This is a genomic window from Planomicrobium okeanokoites, from assembly GCF_003428875.1.
Lineage (GTDB): Bacteria > Bacillota > Bacilli > Bacillales_A > Planococcaceae > Planococcus > Planococcus okeanokoites.
In genome coordinates, this window is record NZ_QQRS01000003.1 from 1 (window position 1) to 14,238 (window position 14,238).

Consider the following 14,238-nt stretch of genomic DNA (forward strand, 5'->3'; position numbering starts at 1 on the left):
TTTGGTTAAGTTAGGAAGGGCGCACGGTGGATGCCTTGGCACTAGGAGCCGAAGAAGGACGGCACTAACACCGATATGCTTCGGGGAGCTGTAAGTGAGCGATGATCCGGAGATTTCCGAATGGGGAAACCCACTGCCTGTAATGGGGCAGTATCCATGTGTGAATCAATAGCACATGCGAAGGCACACCCAGGGAACTGAAACATCTAAGTACCTGGAGGAAGAGAAAGCAAATGCGATTCCCTGAGTAGCGGCGAGCGAAACGGGAACAGCCCAAACCAAGAGGCTTGCCTCTTGGGGTTGTAGGACACTCTATACGGAGTTACAAAAGGACAGATTAGGCGAAGCGACCTGGAACGGTCCGCCGCAGCGGGTAACAGCCCCGTAGCTGAAAGTTTGTCCCCTCCAGAGTGGATCCTGAGTACGGCGGAACACGTGAAATTCCGTCGGAATCCGGGAGGACCATCTCCCAAGGCTAAATACTCCCTAGTGACCGATAGTGAACCAGTACCGTGAGGGAAAGGTGAAAAGCACCCCGGAAGGGGAGTGAAACAGATCCTGAAACCGTGTGCCTACAAGTAGTCAGAGCCCGTTTATGGGTGATGGCGTGCCTTTTGTAGAATGAACCGGCGAGTTACGATTGCATGCAAGGTTAAGGTGAGAAGCCGGAGCCGCAGCGAAAGCGAGTCTGAACAGGGCGAATGAGTATGCAGTTGTAGACCCGAAACCAGGTGATCTACCCATGTCCAGGGTGAAGGTAAGGTAACACTTACTGGAGGCCCGAACCCACGCACGTTGAAAAGTGCGGGGATGAGGTGTGGGTAGCGGAGAAATTCCAATCGAACCTGGAGATAGCTGGTTCTCTCCGAAATAGCTTTAGGGCTAGCCTCAATCTTGAGAATCCTGGAGGTAGAGCACTGTTTGGACTAGGGGCCCATCCCGGGTTACCGAATTCAGACAAACTCCGAATGCCAGTGATTTATGATTGGGAGTCAGACTGCGAGTGATAAGATCCGTAGTCAAGAGGGAAACAGCCCAGACCACCAGCTAAGGTCCCCAAATATCCGTTAAGTGGAAAAGGATGTGGCGTTGCTTAGACAACCAGGATGTTGGCTTAGAAGCAGCCATCATTTAAAGAGTGCGTAATAGCTCACTGGTCGAGTGACACTGCGCCGAAAATGTACCGGGGCTAAACGGATTACCGAAGCTGTGGATGGAGCTCGTATGAGCTCCGTGGTAGGAGAGCGTTCTAAGGGCGTTGAAGTCAGACCGGAAGGACTGGTGGAGCGCTTAGAAGTGAGAATGCCGGTATGAGTAACGAAAGACGGGTGAGAATCCCGTCCACCGAATGCCTAAGGTTTCCTGAGGAAGGCTCGTCCGCTCAGGGTCAGTCGGGACCTAAGTCGAGGCCGATAGGCGTAGACGATGGACAACAGGTTGATATTCCTGTACCACCTCCCCGCCGTTTGAGCAATGGGGGGACGCAGAAGGATAAGGTGAGCGCGCCGTTGGTTGTGCGCGTCCAAGCAGTGAGGCGTGGAATGAGGCAAATCCCATTCCTGATACGTTGAGCTGTGATGGCAAGGAGAGTATTCTCCGGAGTCCCTGATTTCACACTGCCAAGAAAAGCCTCTAGCGAGGCGGGAGGTGCCCGTACCGCAAACCGACACAGGTAGGCGAGAAGAGAATTCTAAGGTGAGCGAGTGAACTCTCGTTAAGGAACTCGGCAAAATGACCCCGTAACTTCGGGAGAAGGGGTGCTCTGGTAGGGTGAATAGCCCGAGAGAGCCGCAGTGAATAGGCCCAGGCGACTGTTTAGCAAAAACACAGGTCTCTGCAAAACCGTAAGGTGACGTATAGGGGCTGACGCCTGCCCGGTGCTGGAAGGTTAAGGGGAGTGCTTAGCGCAAGCGAAGGTGCGAACCGAAGCCCCAGTAAACGGCGGCCGTAACTATAACGGTCCTAAGGTAGCGAAATTCCTTGTCGGGTAAGTTCCGACCCGCACGAAAGGCGTAACGATCTGGGCACTGTCTCAACGAGAGACTCGGTGAAATTATAGTACCTGTGAAGATGCAGGTTACCCGCGACAGGACGGAAAGACCCCGTGGAGCTTTACTGTAGCCTGATATTGAATTTTGGTGCAACTTGTACAGGATAGGTAGGAGCCAATGAACCCGGAGCGCCAGCTTCGGGGGAGGCGTCGGTGGGATACTACCCTGGTTGTATTGAACTTCTAACCCGCACCCCTGATCGGGGTGGGAGACAGTGTCAGGCGGGCAGTTTGACTGGGGCGGTCGCCTCCTAAAGAGTAACGGAGGCGCCCAAAGGTTCCCTCAGAATGGTTGGAAATCATTCGCAGAGTGTAAAGGCAGAAGGGAGCTTGACTGCGAGACGTACAGGTCGAGCAGGGTCGAAAGACGGGCTTAGTGATCCGGTGGTTCCGCATGGAAGGGCCATCGCTCAACGGATAAAAGCTACCCCGGGGATAACAGGCTTATCTCCCCCAAGAGTCCACATCGACGGGGAGGTTTGGCACCTCGATGTCGGCTCATCGCATCCTGGGGCTGTAGTCGGTCCCAAGGGTTGGGCTGTTCGCCCATTAAAGCGGTACGCGAGCTGGGTTCAGAACGTCGTGAGACAGTTCGGTCCCTATCCGTCGCGGGCGCAGGAAATTTGAGAGGAGCTGTCCTTAGTACGAGAGGACCGGGATGGACACACCGCTGGTGTACCAGTTGTTCCGCCAGGGGCATCGCTGGGTAGCTATGTGTGGCCGGGATAAGTGCTGAAAGCATCTAAGCACGAAGCCCCCCTCAAGATGAGATTTCCCATTGCGCAAGCAAGTAAGATCCCTCAAAGACGATGAGGTAGATAGGTTCGAGGTGGAAGCGTGGCGACACGTGCAGCTGACGAATACTAATCGATCGAGGACTTAACCAATTACTTTTATGGATTGCTTCACTTTCATCTTTCAATGTCCGTTGTATCCAGTTTTGAGGGCGCAAGCACTCAAAAAAACCAGTCCAGTGACGATGGCAAAGAGGCCACACCCGTTCCCATCCCGAACACGGCAGTTAAGCTCTTTTGCGCCGATGGTAGTTGGGGGATCTCCCCCTGTGAGAGTAGGACGTCGCTGGTCTGATTTTTTTTATGGTCCCGTGGTGTAGCGGTTAACATGCCTGCCTGTCACGCAGGAGATCGCCGGTTCGATCCCGGTCGGGACCGTCTTATGATAAACACAGCCAAGCCGCTGTGTTTATTTTTTTTGCCTAAAAGCATTAATTTCATGTGAGCTCTAAGAATGAATTTTATCCAGCCGCAAGCCGCGGATAATATATTTTGATTTACCGCGATATCTTCGCTAAACTATGTTAAGACTCAATAGAGGTGACAAAGAATGACTTATACTATAGAAGTGAATTCTCCGGAAGAAACAGAAGCGTTTGCAATAAAACTGGCTGAAAAATTGGAGCCTGGCGATATACTGACACTTGAAGGCGGTCTGGGCGCCGGCAAAACGACGTTCACCAAAGGATTGGCGAAAGGCCTCGGAATAAAAAAGATGGTCAACAGTCCGACGTTCACCATTTTGAAACAGTATTCAGGCAATCTGGAACTGAACCATTTCGATGTCTACCGTCTTGAACACAGTGATGAAGACATCGGCTTTGATGAATTATTCGCCAGTGAAGCGGTTTCTGTTGTCGAATGGGCGCAATTTATAGAAGAATATTTACCTAGTGAACGTCTGGAAATCACGATAGAGCGTCTGTCGGAAGAAAGCCGTTCTATACGATTACAGGCGGTTGGACACCGATATGAAACTCTTTGCAAGGAGCTTATGCCATGATTTACTTGGGTATTGACACATCAAATTCGCCATTAAGTATTGCGTTGGCGAAAGATGATACCATTCTAATAGAAGAAACATCGAATCTCAAAATAAATCATTCGTTAACTGCCATGCCTGCCGTAGAGGAGTTGATGGCAAAAGCGAAAGTGAGCCCGGCACAATTGACTCATATTGCTGTTGCGGAAGGTCCGGGATCCTACACTGGCGTGCGTATCGGGCTAACAATCGCCAAAACTTTGGCTTGGTCGTTAAAGATTCCATTGCATATGGTCTCGAGTTTAAAAGTGCTCGCTGCCAATGGCCAATCCTTTAATGGCCTTATTTGCCCATTGATGGATGCACGAAGAGGCACTGCCTTTATGGGGGCTTACGATGGGGAAAGCTTAGAGTCGCTTATTCCTGATCAGCACAGTGATGTACGGGAGTTCCTTCTGCAATTAAAAGAAACAGGACGGCCTGTTTTATTCGTTGGGACGGATATTGAACTCCATAAGGAAGCGATTAAAGAGATTTTAGGCAGCCAGGCGGTTTTTGCAGCATTACAGAACCGCTTGCCTCGTGCTTCGAATTTAATCATGCTGGCGAAACAATCGGCTGAGCAGGATGTGCATCATGCAGTACCTGAATATCGCAGGATTACTGAGGCAGAAGCGAATTATAACAAAGCGCAAGGCGGCGGGGAATCATGAATGATGAAGTGAATTTCCGTAAAATGACTGTCGATGATGTAGATGCGGTATTTGATATTGAGCAATCATCCTTTTCTTTACCGTGGACGAAAGAAGCATTCCATTACGAAATGATGGAAAACAGGCATGCTTATTATGTTTTGGCTGAAACAGAGGATGGAATCGTCGGTTTTTGCGGATTATGGATTGTCATGGATGAATGCCATGTCACCAATATCGCCATTCGGCCCGAACAACGCGGCAAGAAATTGGGGGAGAAACTCATGGTTGCAGCGATGGAAACGGCGAAGGCAAATGGAGCAAAAGCGATGACGCTTGAAGCGAGAGTCAGCAATACTATTGCACGAAATCTTTATGAGAAACTTGGATTTAAAAATGGAGGCATTCGTAAGAGTTATTACTCGGATAATTTCGAAGATGCCATAGTAATGTGGGTGAATTTTGATGAATGAGGATATTTACGTATTGGGAATAGAGACGAGTTGTGATGAAACCGCAGCGTCTGTAATAAAAAACGGTACTGAAATCATCTCGAATGTTGTGGCTTCACAGATTGAAAGCCATAAGCGTTTTGGCGGAGTCGTACCGGAAATCGCATCAAGGCATCATGTCGAACAGATTACACTGGTGATAGAAGAAGCGTTGCAGCAGGTAGACATGGCTCCTGCTGAGTTGAGTGCTGTAGCGGTAACAGAGGGACCAGGGTTAGTCGGAGCCTTATTGATCGGTGTAAATGCTGCGAAAGCTTTTGCTTTTGCCCATCAATTGCCGATTATCGGCGTCCATCACATAGCAGGCCATATCTATGCGAACCGGCTAGCGCAGGAGATGGAATTTCCATTGCTTGCTTTGGTAATTTCGGGTGGCCACACAGAATTGGTCTATATGAAGGAACACGGTCATTTCGAGGTTATTGGGGAGACCCGTGACGACGCAGCAGGGGAAGCGTACGACAAAGTCGCGCGTACGTTGAATTTGCCGTATCCGGGCGGACCTCATATTGACAGATTGGCGCATGAAAGCATTAATCCAGTCGATTTTCCACGCGTCTGGCTGGAAGAAGGCACCTATGATTTCAGTTTCAGCGGTTTGAAATCTTCGGTGTTGAACTTTATGCACAATTCGGCGCAACGCGGTGAACAGGTGAAGCCTGAAGATGTTGCTGCCGGTTTCCAGAACAGTGTAGTCGAAGTGGTAACGTCCAAAACCTTGCGGGCTGCGGAACAATTCAAGGTGCGCCAAGTAATTGCGGCAGGGGGAGTAGCGGCCAATAAAGGCTTGCGTGCTTCACTGGAAAGAGAATTCGCAGAAAAAGGGGTTCCTTTCTTTATCCCGCCTTTGAAACTATGTACGGATAACGCAGCAATGATTGCAGCCGCTGGCACAGTGATGTTCGAAAAAGGCATTCGCGGTAATATGGCTATGAATGGCCGGCCAGGAATGGAAATGGACTCCTGGATTTGAATTGTTAATAAATAAATGCGAAAAAAGCTCTTTATCCACACAACGGAGGAAGAGCTTTTTCTATTTGTGCATAAGTAAGCTGCAAATGGGACATTTAATGAAAAAATGCGAAAATTCCATGGACTTATCCACTGTTTATAAACAAATCACTCGAATTCTGTCAATAGAGAACATTTGTACTTATGCACAAATTGTTAGTAAGCTGTTTGTAAGTCGAGAATAACTTGGTGATTTCCTATATCTTGTGTACCATATCGTAATATAATATGTGGATAACATTTTTGTTTATTGTGGATAATGTGCATAACACTGTTGATAGCTGATTTAAAAGGAGAAGTGTTGTGCACAACTTTGTGGAAATAAATATTTTACTAAAAGGTATTGACCAAGATATGGACATATAAAAACCGTATACAAAAGTATACGGTCATTAACTCATTTGTTCAAGTTTCTCCTGCAGTTCAAGCCATAGGGCCATTGTTTCTTCATGCTGGCCTTTCAGTTCCTCCAATTGCTGCTGAAGAGGCAGCAGGCGTTCGTGATCCTGGAAGATTTCAGGATCGGTAAATTGCTCTTCTGTTTCTGCGATCTGGAGGTCCAGTTTTTCCATAGCCTGTTCGACTTCTTCAAGCTGGCGCGTCAATTGGCGTTCCAGCTTTTTTGCTTCCTTATCAATTTGCGAGGTGGAGGCGACAGGTTCCGGTTTATTGATGACAGAAGGGTTTTCGGCTTCTTCCAATGCTTTCAATTCTTCCGTTTCCAGCTTTTTCTCCACATAATAATCGTAATCACCGAGGTATTCGGTCGTGCCTTCTTGCATCAATTCGACCACTTTTGTGGAAATGCGGTTCATGAAATAACGGTCGTGGGAAACGAAAAGGATGGTGCCGGGATAGTCGAGCAACGCATTTTCAAGAACTTCCTTGCTGTCGAGGTCCAAGTGGTTGGTCGGTTCATCGAGCAGTAATACATTCGCTTTTTGCATCATCAGTTTCGCGAGGGCCACTCGCGCTTTTTCGCCACCGGAAAGGGAAGAGACAGGTTTCAGCACGTCGTCGCCTGAGAACAGGAAGCGGCCAAGGATGCCGCGGATGTCCTTCTCATTGACCATCGGATAGTCGTCCCATAACTCGTTTAATACCAGTTTATTGCCTTTCAGGTTTGCCTGTTCCTGGTCGTAATAGCCGAATTGGATGCCGGTGCCGTAATGGATATCGCCATTAAGCGGCGGTATCTCCTTCATGATCGTTTTCAGCAGCGTCGATTTGCCGACGCCATTCGGGCCGACAAGAGCCAGGCTTTCCTGGCGGTACAGCTTCAAATGGATGTTTTCGGAGACAGGTTTGCCGCTGTAGCCGATTTTCAGATCCCGTACATTGAGTACATCATTGCCGCTTTGTTTGGCGATCGTGAAACCGAAGCGGGCTGATTTTTCATTGCCGTCAGGCGCTTCCATCCAATCGGTCTTTTCAAGCACACGGCGGCGGCTCTGCGCCATTTTCGTCGTCGACGCGCGGACCAGGTTGCGTGCGACATAATCTTCGAGCTTCGCTTTCTCGCTTTGCTGCTTTTCGAATTGCTTCTGGTCCAGCTCGTACTGTTTCGCTTTTTCGTCAAGATAACGGCTGTAGTTGCCGGTGAATTTCCGGACTTGGTGGCGCGACACTTCATAGACGGTGTTGACGACCTGGTCGAGGAAGTAGCGGTCATGGGAAACGACCAAAATCGCGCCCGGGTAGTTCTTCAAATAATTCTCCAGCCAGCTCAGCGTTTCAATGTCCAGGTGGTTGGTCGGCTCATCGAGGATCAACAGCTGAGGCTTGGTCAGCAGATGTTTGGCGAGCATCAGGCGTGTTTTCTGGCCGCCTGACAATGAAACCACTTTCTTGCTGTAATCATCGGGATAGAATTTCATGCCGTGCAGGATGGCCCGGGTATCGGCTTCGTATTGATAGCCGCCGGCATCTTTGAAAGCATGCTGCAAGGCATCGTATTCCTGCATCACTTTCTCGTTCATTTCCTGATTGTTGTAGACGGCAGGGTCGGCCATCTGTTCCTCCAGACGGCGCAATTGATTTTCCTGCTCACGGAAACCGCTGAATATGGTCATCATTTCGTCCCAGATGGTCATATCTGATTCGAGTTTCGACTGCTGTTCGAGATAGCCGACAGTCAGCCCCTTTGGCATGATGATTTCGCCGCTGTCATACGATATTTCCCCGGAAATAATTTTCAGCAGCGTCGATTTGCCGGCGCCGTTTCGCCCGACAAGAGCGACCCGGTCCCTATGCTGGACTTCTAATTTAACGCCGGAGAGAATTTCCTCTGCTCCGAACGATTTATGGATTTGGTTTACTTGTAATACGATCATTTTGGGTCACCTCTATTCTTTCTAAGTGTAGCCGATAGAAGCGGGCTTCGCAATCGGCCGGACCTTTACATATCGGGCCGCCTAATGTAAGATAAAGGCGATTTGACAAGACCCAGGAGGTAACATTGCATGTTACAGGAACCATCATCCAAAATTCCGCAAGCCACTACCAAAAGGCTTCCGCTTTATTATCGTTTCCTTCAGAATTTCGCCAATGCCGGACAGAAGAGGATCTCATCACAGGAATTGAGCGAAGCGATGAAAATAGATTCGGCAACCATCAGACGGGATTTTTCCCAGCTCGGCGCTCTCGGCAAGAAAGGCTATGGCTATGATGTCCAGGAGCTGCTCGAGTTTTTCCGCAAGACGCTGGACCAGGACGAAGCGACGAACGTTGCGCTGATTGGTGTCGGCAGCCTCGGGAACGCATTTCTGAAATACAATTTCCACCGCAATCACAATACGAAAATCATCCTTGCCTTCGACTCGAACAGCCCGCGTGAAGGTGAAAAAATCAGCGGCATCGATACCTATCATCCGGATATGATCGAAGAAAAGATTAAGGAATATGGCGTAGAAGTGGTCATTTTGACAGTGCCGTCGCGCTCTGCCCAGGAAGTCACCGATCGGCTGGCTGCCACAAACATCAAAGGGATTTTGAACTTTACACCCGTGCGCATCGCCGTTCCTGAGCACATCCATGTGCAGACCATCGATTTGTCAGTCGAACTGCAGACGCTGATCTATCTGATCAAGCAAACATGACTCAAAACCTTCACATTTGAACAGCCCAAGGAAATAGCCAAAGTGCATTATATGATGTAAAATAAGACGCATACTACAGGAGGTGTCAATTATGCCAGGTCCACTAAGTTTGATCGTTATTGCAGTTGTAGCATTGTTGATTTTCGGGCCGAAGAAATTGCCGGAATTGGGTAAAGCGTTCGGTTCTTCACTTCGCGAATTCAAGAATGCCACTAAAGGGCTTGTTGATGATGACGACGATGACGTTGCAACAAAGAAGAAAGAAGAGCAAAAAGAACTACGATAGGATGTTAATCCGATGAATGAAAAAGATATGACATTAGTTGAACATATAGGTGAATTGAGAAAACGGCTGACGATTATAGTCGTTTTCTTTCTATTGGCCGTGATTGTCAGCTTTTTCCTTGCTCAGCCGCTGATTAACTATCTGCAGTTTACGGAGGAAGCGAAGAATCTGACATTGAATGCCTTTAAGATTACAGATCCGCTGAAAATCTATATGCAGGTCATGATGATTCTTGCGCTTTTTATCACTTCACCCGTGATCATGTACCATTTCTGGGCATTCATCAGTCCCGGCCTGCATGACAAAGAACGGCGGGCGACATTAAGTTATATCCCGTTTTCATTGTTGCTGTTTGTCGGAGGGATCGCCTTTTCCTATTTGGTGCTGTTCCCCTATGTAATCGGCTTTATGCTGAATATATCCGACAATCTTTCCATCCAGGAAACAATCGGAATCAATGAATACTTCCAGTTCCTGTTCCAGATCACGCTGCCATTCGGCTTTATTTTCCAGCTGCCGGTGCTGATGCTGTTCCTGACCAGGCTTGGAATCATTACTCCGATGCTGATGACGAAATACCGTAAGTATGCATATTTTATCCTTGTGGTTATCGCGGCTTTCATCACACCGCCGGATATCATTTCGCATCTCATCGTGACGCTGCCATTGATTCTGTTATATGAATTCAGTATTGTCATCGCGAAAATCGGCTACCGCAAATTTGTAAAAGCCGAACAGCAGCAGGCAATCGAAGAACAGCAAGGCCTTTCAGGGGAATAAACGCTGAGGGGTCTTGTTTTTTATTATGTTAAAAGCCCGACTGCTAAGTGCAGCCGGGCTTTGTTTATCTAAAGAAAATTTGGGTGATGAATTGAATCTGCTCCAATTGTTCCATGCGTTCGATGAAGCGGTTGATTTTGTCCATATTCAGCTGGATGAGCATAACGTAGCCGTTCAGCAGGATATGGGCGATGATTGGCGTCAGTATGCGTTTTGTCTTCTGGTACAGGAACGCCAGAATCAGGCCGGTCGTGAAATACAGCAGGAGATGCGTGAATTCCAAATGGACGGCTGCGAAAACGAGGGCACTGACAGCAGTAGCGATCCAGAAATTCGTTGTCTGGATCATGGAACCGAAAATGACGCGGCGGAAAACAAGTTCTTCCATAACCGGTCCGAAAAGGACGACCGCAAAAATGGCGGCTGGCACAACTTCAGCGATGCTCACCAAATTGGATGTATTTTCAGAGCCCGGGTCAATGCCGATGGCAAGTTCGATCAAGGCAGCCAACGATTGTCCGATGATCAGCAGCAGGAAACCGAAAAAACCCCATAAGATCGCCCAGCCGATACCCAATTTTTTGCCTTTCCAGATATCGAAGAACTTCTTATCACGGAAAACGACGATGAGGGCAATAGCAAAACCGATGCCCATAGCCAGGAAAATCAGCCAGCCCGAAGTTGCCGCCTGGGCAGTATCAGGTTCCATCCCTTGGCCGATGAAGTAATCATAAGTGGAGTTGATGAACAGGACAGGAGATAATTGGATAGCGATGAAAATCAGCAGCACATACAATGAAGTCTTTTTAGTTTTCTTCCCTTTTGTTTTCGTGCCGGAATTTTTGAAGAATGTATCTATCAAAGGATTTTTCTTGTTGGCCATGTATGCATAATTCCTTTCGTTTGCAGATCTCTCTTCTATTGTAGTGGTTTCAAAAAAATACCACAAATAAATAACGAAAAGCGGAAGCGAGAGATGGCCCGGGTTCTTAAGGCCATCTCTTGCGACGAAGCAGCGCAGCGATGCAGGAGCAGCATTTTCGCCGTATAGCTGAGTTGGCTTACGACTCGAGGAGTTGGCCGCTGGAGTCTAGACAAATTTTCTTTCAAAAAGTACTAACCTTCCCGCTTGCAAATATTCTTTGTTTTTATTAAACTTGAAAATGGGTTAGCACTCGAAGAGTGAGAGTGCTAATAATTGCATTTACTTATTCAGAGGAGGGTGTTTCAATTGTTAAGACCATTAGGAGACCGAGTTATCATTGAACTCATCGAAGCGGAAGAAAAAACTTCAAGCGGGATTGTATTGCCGGGATCGGCTCAGGAAAAACCGCAGGAAGGCAATGTCATCGCGGTAGGAAATGGCTTGATCCGCGAAAACGGCGCACGCACGGAGCTGGATGTTAAAGAAGGCGACCGCGTAATCTTCTCAAAATATGCAGGATCTGAATTGAAATACGAAGGCAAAGAGTATTTGATCTTGCGCGAAAACGATATTTTAGCAGTAATTGGCTAATTAATAAATTCAGTTTGATATAGGAGGAAGCTAAACATGGCAAAAGAGATTAAGTTCAGTGAAGATGCACGTACCCTCATGCTGCAGGGTGTAGATAAATTGGCGGACGCGGTAAAAGTTACGCTTGGGCCAAAAGGGCGCAACGTCGTGCTTGAGAAAAAATTCGGTTCACCACTTATTACGAATGACGGTGTAACGATTGCAAAAGAAATCGAACTTGAGAACGCTTTTGAAAACATGGGTGCGAAACTCGTGGCTGAAGTCGCTTCTAAAACAAATGACATAGCTGGTGACGGAACAACAACTGCGACAGTTCTTGCGCAGGCAATGATCCGTGAAGGCCTGAAAAACGTTACAGCTGGCGCGAACCCTGTGGGCATCCGCCGCGGTATCGAATTAGCAGTTGAAAAAGCGGTTGAAGGCTTGAAATCCGTTTCTCAGCAAATCGAAGGAAAAGAGTCGATTGCACAGGTTGCAGCGATTTCATCCGGCGATGCTGAAGTAGGTAAACTGATTGCTGAAGCGATGGAGCGCGTCGGCAACGATGGCGTCATCACTTTGGAAGAATCCCGTGGTTTCACTACAGAGCTTGACGTAGTGGAAGGTATGCAATTCGACCGCGGTTACCAGTCTCCTTATATGGTAACGGATTCAGATAAAATGGAAGCGGTTCTTGATAATCCGTTCATCCTTGTCACTGACAAGAAAATCGGCAACATCCAGGAAATCCTTCCAGTGCTTGAGCAAGTTGTTCAGCAAAGCAAGCCTTTATTGATCATCGCTGAAGATGTTGAAGGTGAAGCATTGGCTACTTTGGTGGTCAATAAACTCCGCGGCACATTCAATGCGGTAGCGGTTAAAGCACCAGGATTCGGTGACCGCCGCAAAGCGATGCTTGAAGATATCGCAGCATTGACTGGCGCAGAAGTAATCACGGAAGACCTTGGACTTGAATTGAAAACAACGAACATTGCACAGCTTGGACGCGCGGCGAAAGTTGTCGTAACAAAAGAAAACACAACAATCGTTGAAGGCGCTGGAGATCCACAGAACATCGTGGCACGCGTTACGCAAATCCGCAGCCAGTTGGAAGAGACAACTTCTGAATTCGACAAAGAGAAATTGCAGGAACGCCTTGCTAAACTTTCAGGTGGCGTAGCAGTCATCAAAGTTGGAGCGGCTACTGAAACAGAATTGAAAGAACGCAAACTGCGCATCGAAGACGCGTTGAACGCAACTCGCGCAGCAGTTGAAGAAGGCATCGTGGCAGGCGGCGGTACAGCGTATATCAATGTCTACAATAACGTCGCAGAAATCCTTGAAACAACTGAAGGCGACGAAGCGACAGGCGTTAAAATCGTTCTTCGCGCACTTGAAGAGCCGGTTCGCCAAATCGCGACAAACGCTGGCCTTGAAGGATCGATCATCGTTCACCGTCTGAAATCAGAAGAAGTCGGCATCGGCTTCAACGCAGCGAACGGCACATGGGTCAACATGCTTGAAGAAGGCATCGTCGATCCAACGAAAGTGTCCCGCTCTGCACTGCAAAACGCAGCATCCGTTGCGGCTATGTTCCTGACTACTGAAGCGGTAGTGGCAGACATTCCGGAAGAAAACAACGGCGGCGGCATGCCTGATATGGGCGGCATGGGCGGCATGATGTAATCCCGTTCAATCATAAAGAAAACTCCTCTCACATAGTGGGAGGAGTTTTTTCTTGGAGAAAAATAATTAAATCACTCAGCTGTCCGTTTTGAAGTATAAGTGAAAATAGGACCCATCAATTCAAAGTCATAACTGTCGCTGTCCACTTTTCCGATCGTCTTGTCGCTGTCGTAGAGATCCAGCATGAATTGGGCCATTTCTTTTGCGGTGTGGTATTTTTGAACATTGTCACTGTAGCTGAAGTCGTCCAGCTCACGGGCGGTTTTTACAAACTCCGTTTCTGTCATGGACGGTGCCAGTATTTTCACTTTCATGGGTGAATCATGATCCTGCAATTCCTGGGCGAGCCCTTCTGTAAAGGCGCTCACATAGAACTTGGTCGCGGCATACGACACGGCATTCGGTACGATCCGGTAGCCCAAATCAGACGATACATTGATTAATTGTGCACCTTCTTTATTGGAATAATCGCGTGCATATAGCGTGGAGAGGGTGGTAAGGGCTTCAACATTTACACGCAGCATCTTTTCGATCTTCTTAACATCCTGCTCGGCCACAGGCGCGCTGTTTCCGAAGCCGGCGTTATTGATCCAGGTTTCAATGTCGTATTCTTTGAGGCTGTCGTATAATTTGTGGACTTGTTCACTTTCGGAAAGGTCTGCGGGTTTGATGACGACATCCAGCTCAGCGTTGATGCCGTGGATGGCTTCTTTCAATTCAGCCAGCTGCGCAACGCGTCTTGCAACGAGAATGAGGTTTTTATTGCGAGCCGCAAAAGCTAACGCGGTTTCGTATCCGATGCCTGAGCTGGCTCCAGTGATGACAGTGTATTTCATAAGAATTCCTCCAGTG

General features: G+C 48.1%; 12 protein-coding genes, 1 tRNA gene and 2 rRNA genes. 12 read left to right on the forward strand and 3 right to left on the reverse strand.

Annotation, left to right across the window (positions count from 1 at the left end):
• Nucleotides 1-3: 3 nt before the first annotated feature.
• The 7 genes from D2910_RS07930 (at nucleotide 4) to tsaD (ending at nucleotide 6,003) form a co-directional block, all read left to right on the forward strand.
• Nucleotides 4-2,937, forward strand: a 23S ribosomal RNA gene (locus tag D2910_RS07930).
• A gap of 82 nt (nucleotides 2,938-3,019) precedes the next feature.
• Nucleotides 3,020-3,136, forward strand: a 5S ribosomal RNA gene (rrf, locus tag D2910_RS07935).
• A 13-nt stretch (nucleotides 3,137-3,149) separates the two neighbouring features.
• Nucleotides 3,150-3,222 (forward strand) — tRNA-Asp (locus D2910_RS07940).
• A 172-nt stretch (nucleotides 3,223-3,394) separates the two neighbouring features.
• Complete coding sequence (gene tsaE, locus D2910_RS07945) at nucleotides 3,395-3,847, forward strand: tRNA (adenosine(37)-N6)-threonylcarbamoyltransferase complex ATPase subunit type 1 TsaE (protein WP_117313093.1); 453 nt, start codon at nucleotides 3,395-3,397, stop codon at nucleotides 3,845-3,847.
• Nucleotides 3,844-4,539 (forward strand): tRNA (adenosine(37)-N6)-threonylcarbamoyltransferase complex dimerization subunit type 1 TsaB, encoded by a 696-nt coding sequence (gene tsaB / locus D2910_RS07950; protein ID WP_117313094.1) that lies wholly within the window; start codon nucleotides 3,844-3,846, stop codon nucleotides 4,537-4,539. The genes tsaE and tsaB overlap by 4 nt, the downstream gene beginning before the upstream one ends.
• Complete coding sequence (gene rimI, locus D2910_RS07955) at nucleotides 4,536-4,991, forward strand: ribosomal protein S18-alanine N-acetyltransferase (RefSeq protein ID WP_117313095.1); 456 nt, start codon at nucleotides 4,536-4,538, stop codon at nucleotides 4,989-4,991. The genes tsaB and rimI overlap by 4 nt, the downstream gene beginning before the upstream one ends.
• Complete coding sequence (tsaD, locus tag D2910_RS07960; protein WP_117313096.1) at nucleotides 4,984-6,003, forward strand: tRNA (adenosine(37)-N6)-threonylcarbamoyltransferase complex transferase subunit TsaD; 1,020 nt, start codon at nucleotides 4,984-4,986, stop codon at nucleotides 6,001-6,003. The genes rimI and tsaD overlap by 8 nt, the downstream gene beginning before the upstream one ends.
• Nucleotides 6,004-6,433: 430 nt before the next feature.
• Here tsaD and D2910_RS07965 read toward each other — a convergent pair whose 3' ends face one another.
• Nucleotides 6,434-8,374, reverse strand: coding sequence for an ABC-F family ATP-binding cassette domain-containing protein (locus D2910_RS07965; RefSeq protein ID WP_117313097.1), 1,941 nt, complete (start codon nucleotides 8,372-8,374; stop codon nucleotides 6,434-6,436).
• A gap of 129 nt (nucleotides 8,375-8,503) precedes the next feature.
• On the opposite strand from D2910_RS07965, the gene D2910_RS07970 reads away from it, so the two are divergent.
• From D2910_RS07970 to tatC, 3 genes are all read left to right on the forward strand, one after another.
• Nucleotides 8,504-9,139: a redox-sensing transcriptional repressor Rex gene (locus D2910_RS07970; RefSeq protein WP_101801948.1), complete on the forward strand. Its 636-nt coding sequence runs from the start codon at nucleotides 8,504-8,506 to the stop codon at nucleotides 9,137-9,139.
• A gap of 91 nt (nucleotides 9,140-9,230) precedes the next feature.
• Nucleotides 9,231-9,425, forward strand: a complete 195-nt coding sequence (locus tag D2910_RS07975) for a twin-arginine translocase TatA/TatE family subunit (protein WP_084242991.1) — start codon at nucleotides 9,231-9,233, stop codon at nucleotides 9,423-9,425.
• A 12-nt stretch (nucleotides 9,426-9,437) separates the two neighbouring features.
• On the forward strand, nucleotides 9,438-10,205 hold the full coding sequence (gene tatC / locus D2910_RS07980; RefSeq protein WP_117313098.1) for a twin-arginine translocase subunit TatC: 768 nt from the start codon (nucleotides 9,438-9,440) through the stop codon (nucleotides 10,203-10,205).
• A gap of 64 nt (nucleotides 10,206-10,269) precedes the next feature.
• Here tatC and D2910_RS07985 read toward each other — a convergent pair whose 3' ends face one another.
• Entirely contained in the window at nucleotides 10,270-11,088 is an 819-nt protein-coding gene (locus tag D2910_RS07985) for a CPBP family intramembrane glutamic endopeptidase (RefSeq protein ID WP_084242989.1), read from the reverse strand.
• Nucleotides 11,089-11,436: 348 nt separating this feature from the next.
• Between D2910_RS07985 and groES the strand changes: the two genes are divergently transcribed.
• Together groES and groL are read left to right on the forward strand one after the other, a co-directional pair.
• On the forward strand, nucleotides 11,437-11,721 hold the full coding sequence (gene groES, locus D2910_RS07990; RefSeq protein ID WP_084242988.1) for a co-chaperone GroES: 285 nt from the start codon (nucleotides 11,437-11,439) through the stop codon (nucleotides 11,719-11,721).
• A gap of 36 nt (nucleotides 11,722-11,757) precedes the next feature.
• Entirely contained in the window at nucleotides 11,758-13,386 is a 1,629-nt protein-coding gene (gene groL, locus D2910_RS07995) for a chaperonin GroEL (protein ID WP_084242987.1), read from the forward strand.
• 71 nt (nucleotides 13,387-13,457) lie between these two features.
• Here groL and D2910_RS08000 read toward each other — a convergent pair whose 3' ends face one another.
• Nucleotides 13,458-14,222: an SDR family NAD(P)-dependent oxidoreductase gene (locus tag D2910_RS08000; RefSeq protein ID WP_117313099.1), complete on the reverse strand. Its 765-nt coding sequence runs from the start codon at nucleotides 14,220-14,222 to the stop codon at nucleotides 13,458-13,460.
• Nucleotides 14,223-14,238 lie beyond the last annotated feature (16 nt).